Source organism: Stenotrophomonas sp. ATs4, from assembly GCF_051861585.1.
In the GTDB taxonomy this organism is placed as follows: Bacteria; Pseudomonadota; Gammaproteobacteria; order Xanthomonadales; family Xanthomonadaceae; genus Stenotrophomonas; species Stenotrophomonas maltophilia_AS.
Window position 1 is genome coordinate 152531 of the sequence record NZ_JBLYPK010000011.1, and the last position, 6000, is coordinate 158530.

General features: G+C 66.7%; 4 protein-coding genes. All 4 read left to right on the forward strand.

Translation table 11 applies throughout. The features are described from left to right. Positions 1 to 65: 65 nt before the first annotated feature. The 4 genes from rodA to ABR323_RS18970 all read left to right on the forward strand — a co-directional run bounded on the left by rodA (position 66) and on the right by ABR323_RS18970 (position 5963). Positions 66 to 1145, forward strand: coding sequence for a rod shape-determining protein RodA (gene rodA, locus ABR323_RS18955; protein ID WP_439450402.1), 1080 nt, complete (start codon positions 66 to 68; stop codon positions 1143 to 1145). Between the two features lie 1077 nt (positions 1146 to 2222). Beyond that, a complete protein-coding gene (gene mltB / locus ABR323_RS18960) occupies positions 2223 to 3368 on the forward strand; it encodes a lytic murein transglycosylase B (RefSeq protein ID WP_135275129.1) in 1146 nt (381 codons plus the stop codon). After that, complete coding sequence (locus tag ABR323_RS18965; protein WP_439450403.1) at positions 3365 to 4642, forward strand: septal ring lytic transglycosylase RlpA family protein; 1278 nt, start codon at positions 3365 to 3367, stop codon at positions 4640 to 4642. Before mltB ends, ABR323_RS18965 begins: the two co-directional genes overlap by 4 nt. 100 nt (positions 4643 to 4742) lie before the next feature. Then, complete coding sequence (locus tag ABR323_RS18970; RefSeq protein WP_065724669.1) at positions 4743 to 5963, forward strand: D-alanyl-D-alanine carboxypeptidase family protein; 1221 nt, start codon at positions 4743 to 4745, stop codon at positions 5961 to 5963. Positions 5964 to 6000 lie beyond the last annotated feature (37 nt).

The following is a 6000-nucleotide window of genomic DNA, read 5'->3' on the forward strand; positions in this document are numbered from 1 at the left end:
AGCAGCGCCCTGACAGCTTCACGCAAGCGCCCGTTGCTACCGTGGCACGCGTGGAATGGAAACGAATGCTTGGCGGCTGCCGCGAGGCGCTGCGCACGATCGATCTGCCGTTGCTGGTCGCATTGTTGATCCTGATGGGCGCGGGCCTGGCGGTGCTGCACAGCGTGTCCGGCCCGGTGGTCGGGCAGGCGGCGCGCTTTGCCGGTGGCCTGTTGGCCATGTGGCTGCTGTCGCGTGTCTCGCTGCTGCGCCTGCGCGCATGGACACCGGCGTTGTACGCGTTGTCGATGCTGCCGCTGATGGCGGTGTACGTCATCGGCACCGGCAAGTACGGGCAGCGCTGGCTCAACCTCGGCGTCTTCTACCTGCAGCCGTCCGAGCTGCTCAAGCTCAGCCTGCCGCTGATGATGGCCTGGTACCTGCACCGTCAGCCGCTGCCACCGTCGCCGCGCACGGTGCTGACCGCTGCGGTGTTGATCGGTGTACCGGCGGTGCTGATCCTGATGCAGCCCAACCTCGGCACGGCCACATTGGTCACTGCCAGCGGCGTGTTCGCGCTGCTGCTGGCCGGCCTGCACTGGGGCTGGGTGGCTACGGGCGCGGCGGGACTGGCGGTGGCCGCGCCGCTGGCGTGGTTCGGTCTGTTGCGGCAGTACCAGAAGGACAGGGTGCTGACGTTCCTTGACCCGGCCGCAGACCCGCTCGGTACCGGCTGGAACATCCTGCAATCGCGCATTGCGATCGGCTCCGGTGGCTGGCAGGGGCGCGGCTGGGGGCAGGGCACCCAGGCGACGCTGGATTTCCTGCCCGAGTACACGACCGATTTCGCATTTTCAGTGCTGGCCGAGGAATTCGGCTGGATCGGCGTGGCCACCGTGTTCGCGCTGTACCTGTTCGTGGTCGGGCGCTGTCTGTGGATCGCGGTGCACGCACGCGACACCCATGCACGGCTGCTGGCCGGCAGCCTGGGGCTGGCGTTCTTCGTCTACGTGCTGGTGAACGGTGGAATGATTTCCGGCCTGTTGCCGGTGGTGGGCATTCCAATGCCGTTGATCAGTTATGGCGGGACATCGGCGGTCTCGTTGCTGGCCGGCATCGGCTTGGTGATGGCGGTACGTGAGCACCGCCCCGTGCACGGGGGATAGGGTTTCCAGCCAACGGCGCAGCCCCTCGTGGGTGGTGTCTGGGTAGTCGCGGAAAGCAGAAGCCGCGGGTGGGCCGGTCGGGTTGGGTACGCGGGGGACGCCGTGAATCCGTCCCTGGAGGCTTGGCAGCCGCATCCATGCGGCTGACACCCCCGCGTACCCAACCCGACCGTCCTCTGACAGATTTCGGAGGTCTGCCACCCACAGAGAAGAAAGAGAAGATCAAATGCGGGTCGCGGCGCTGCGCTTGCTCGTGAGCCGAGCATGGCTATGCCGGTCGCCCTGACCGGCACCCTTCGCGCCGTCGCCATGGTCGACGTTGGCAGCGGCTCCTGCCGCTGCCTTCGGCACTACACAAGGCAATGAAGCGACTCGTCAGTCCGCTTTTGCTTTTGATCTTCTTTTTCTTCTCCGTGGGTGGAGAACACCCGTGAACTGTCAGCGGCCGGGTGGGTGGGTAGTGCGGGGTGTCCGCGGCATGGATGCCGCGGCCAAGCCCCCATGGACGGGTTTACGGCGTCCCCGCGCTACCCACCCACCCGGCCAGCCCTCAGCAATCCGGCTTTCAGCGACCAACCCGGCACCACCCACGAGGGGCTGCGCCGTTGGCTGGAAACTTCCCGACTCTGCGCAACGCCCGTTGTGAAAGCGTTCTCAGTGCGCCGCGCCGCCACACGCCCGCTGATCAAAGTCCGCAAAAAACGTTAGCTGGTTCACACTTTTACAGCGCGTTGATCCTGATCAATGGACTTGTCGTAATCGGCCTGCACAATGGCGGCCCGTTCGGCACAGGCGCCGTCAACCGATGCAGCGCAGGGGGCGCCGGGCGGGAAGCAGTACTGATCCAACGGGTACAAGGAGCGCGGGGTACTGCCACTGGGGAGCGGCAGCCGCGCAGGTACCGACCGGATCCGGTCGCCGGTTGCGTCTGCGGGGATGGGGACGCAACCGGCAGCCTCTATCTGAATGGGGAAGTGGGATCACGACGTCTTCACAATTCCCGCTGCTCGCAGGCAAATCGTTGTGATTCATGGTGTTAGGGGTTTTAATTCATCCATGACCTGCTAACCTGCGACGATGATTCGACGCACTCTGGCCTGCATGCTCACCCTCGGCCTGGTCGCCTGCGCGACCCAGCCGAAGTCCCCGCCGTCTTCGCCCCAGGCCAGCAGTACGCCGCGCCAACCTGCCGCCAAAGCGCAGGGCCCGGCTGAGGCCGCGCCTGAAGCCGCCGCTGCCACCGCGCCGCCGGTCGATCTCACTCCAGTGCCGTTCGAGGTCGCACGCGCCCGCTTCATTGCCGATACCGCCAAACGCTACGGCCTGAAGCCGGAGCAGATCAGCAGCGTGCTCGACCAGGCGCAGGTGCGCCAGCCGATCATCGCCGCCATGTCGCGCCCGGCCGAACGGGTCAAACCGTGGAACGAATACCGGCCGATGTTCATCAGCAAGGCACGCATCGATGGCGGTCGCGCGTTCCTGGCGCAGCACCGTGCCGAACTGGATCGGGTGCAGCAGCGCACCGGGGTGCCGGCCGAAGTGATCGTGGCGATCATCGGCGTGGAAACCAGCTACGGCAAGAATGCCGGCAGCCATCGCGTGCTCGATGCGCTGTACACATTGGCGTTCTACTACCCGCGCAGCGGCGACCCGGCCAAGCTGGAGCGCGAAGTGCGCCGCGAACTGTTCTTCCGCGATGAACTGGCCAAGTTGTTCGAGCTGGGACGCGAAGAGAAGCTGGACATCACCACGCTCAAGGGCAGCTACGCCGGTGCGATGGGCATGGGCCAGTTCATGCCGTCCAGCTATCTGGATTACGCCGTGGACGGCAATGGCGATGGCCGCCGTGATCTGTTCACCAGCTACGACGACGTGTTCTCGTCCATCGCCAATTACTTCGTGAAGAAGGGCGGTTGGGTGCGCGGTGGCCAGGTGGCCGTGCCGGCAACGCTGGCCGCGGGTCGCGAGGAATTCAACCCGACCGAGTGGATGCCTACCTGGTCGCTGGCCGACCTGGCACAGCGCGGCTACCAGCCCAGCGCCGCCGTACAGCCGGGTGCCACTGCCACGCCGATCACCCTTGAAGGCAGCACCGGCAAGCAGTACTGGCTGGGCTTCCAGAACTACTACGCGATCACCCGCTACAACCTCTCGAAGATGTACGCGATGGCCGTGTTCCAGCTGTCCCAGGCCATTGCCGGACAGGAGCTGCCCCCGGCATGAACATCAGATGGCTGGTCCCAGGCTTGATCGTCCTCGCGCTGGCTGCCTGCAGCAGCGCGCCGAAGAAGCCGACCACGGCCGGCCATGGCGGCAAGAGCAGCGGTACGCTGGTGCAGGGCCGTGGCTCACGCCCGGCGCATTGCCCGGAGGGTTCGCCCTATGCGGCAGCCAAGGAAGACATGAATACCCGCGGCAACTACACCGCCGGCGGCCTGTACAAGCCGGGCGTGCGTGACAGTACGCCAGACTACATTCCCAACGTGGCCTGCATCCCCGAGCCGGAAGTGACTGCGGAAGATCGCTCGGCGATCGGCAACAAGACGCCGTACGTGGTGCTGGGCAAGTCCTACAAAGTGCTCGACGACACCCGCAACTATGTCGAACGTGGCACCGCGTCGTACTACGGCGCCAAGTTCCATGGCCGCCTGACCTCCAATCGAGAGGTCTACGACATGTACCAGTTCACGGCTGCGCACAAGACGCTGCCGCTGCCCAGCTTCGCGCGCGTGACCAACCTGGACAACGGCGAATCGGTGATCGTGCGCGTCAACGACCGTGGTCCGTTCCATGACGGTCGCGTGGTAGATCTCAGTTATGCCGCCGCCGTGCGCCTGGGCATCACCCAGCGCGGCACCGGCAACGTGGAAGTACGCGCACTGCAGCCGGGCGAAAGCAACCTGATGGCGCAGAAGCCGTCGCGCCGCGAGCGTCGTGCCGCCGAAGCGGCAGCTGCTACCTCGGTGGCGGGTGCGCGCCCGGCACCGGCCGCAGCTGCCGTCGCCGACAGCGACATCGATCGCCTGGTTAAGCGCCTGCCACCCGATGGCGCGCCCGCGCGCGGCCAGCCGGCCACTACCCAGGGCGTAGCCAGCACCCTGCCGGACGTGGCGGTCAGCAGCCTGCCGCCGAGTGCGCCACCGGTGCGCAGCACGGCGCCCGCTGCGGCTGTCGTGGCCAGCACCACTCCGCGCGCGGAGGCGCCGGCACCGGTGCGCAGCGCATCGACCACGCCAGCCGCCCCCAGCCTGTCGCAGCAGGTGGTGGGCGCGGTGATGGTGCAGGTCGCCAGCTTCTCCAGCCGCGACAATGCCAACCGTGCGATGGGCCAGCTCAACGCTGCCGGTATCGTCGGCGCGACCATCAGCGACATCGCCGCCGGTGGCCGCACCCTGTTCCGCCTGCGCGTTCCCGCCAGCGACCATGCCAGTGCCGCGGAACTTGCCGGCCGCATCGCTGGTCTGGGCCTGGGTTCACCGCAGATCGTCAAGGATTGATCCGCCCGGACCGGTGCTGCCGGCCCACGTTCCCCCGGCCTTACAATGGCCGTTACGTTCCACCCTCCATTCCCGGCCGTCCCCTGGAGCCTGCTGTCCAATGAATTTCCGTTCCGCCGCCACCGCCCTGGCCGCCACCCTGGTGGTGGGCCTGGCCTCCGCCCAGACGCCGCTGCCGACCCCGGCCACGCCGACGCCTGCCGCCGCCGCCGCCGCCCCGGCCACCGTTGCCACCCCGCCGGCGCCCGCGCCCAGCGTGTCCAAGGCCTGGGTGCTGATGGATTACGCCACCGGCCAGGTGCTGGCCGGTGAAAACATCAACGAACAGCTGGCCCCGGCCAGCATCACCAAGGTGATGACGTCCTACGTGATCGCCGCCGAGGTCAAGAACGGCAAGGTGCGCCCGGACGACCAGGTGATGATGAGCGAGCGCGCCTGGCGCGAAGGTGGCGCCGGCACCGATGGCAGCTACAGTGGCTTCCCGGTCAACCAGACCGCGCGCCTGGAAGACATGGAAAAGGGCATGGCGATCCAGTCCGGCAACGACGCCGCGATCGCCCTGGCCGAGCATGTGGCTGGCAGCGAAGAAGCCTTTGCTTCGCTGATGAACAGCTATGCGGCCAAGATCGGCATGAAGAATTCGCACTTCGTGAATGCCCATGGCCTGACCGCTCCGGGTCACCACAGCAGCGCCTACGATCTGGCACTGCTGGGCCGTGCGATGGTGCGCGATTACCCGGAAACCTACGCGTACAACAAGATCAAGGAATTCCAGGTCGGCACCATCAAGCAGCCGAACCGCAACCTGCTGCTGTGGCGCGATGGCAGCGTGGACGGCATCAAGACCGGCCACACTTCGGAAGCCGGTTACTGCCTGATGAGTTCGGCCCAGCGTGGTGACCAGCGACTGGTGGCCGTGGTCCTGGGTGGCCAGTCGGAAAAGCAGCGCGCCGATGACAGCCTGGCCCTGTTGAACTGGGGCTTCCGCTTCTTCGAAACCCACCGCCTGTACGAGCCGGGCAAGGCCGTGGCCGAGCACAAGGTCTGGAAGGGCACCACCGACAAGGTGCAGCTGGGCGTGGCCCAGCCGATGCTGGTGAGCGTGCCGCGCGGCCGCTACAACGACCTGAAGCCGAGCATCGATGTGCCCAAGACCCTGGAAGCACCGTTCACCGCCGGCCAGCAGATCGGTACCGTGAAGGTGATGCTGGATGGCAAGCTGGTCGCCGAAGCGCCGCTGGTGGCGGTGGCTGCCGTCGAGCAGGCGGGCTTCTTCAAGCGCCTGTGGGACAGCTTCTGGATGTGGTGGGAATCGGAATGATCCACGCCCCGGCGTGGTGAACGGAAAGGCGCCCCAT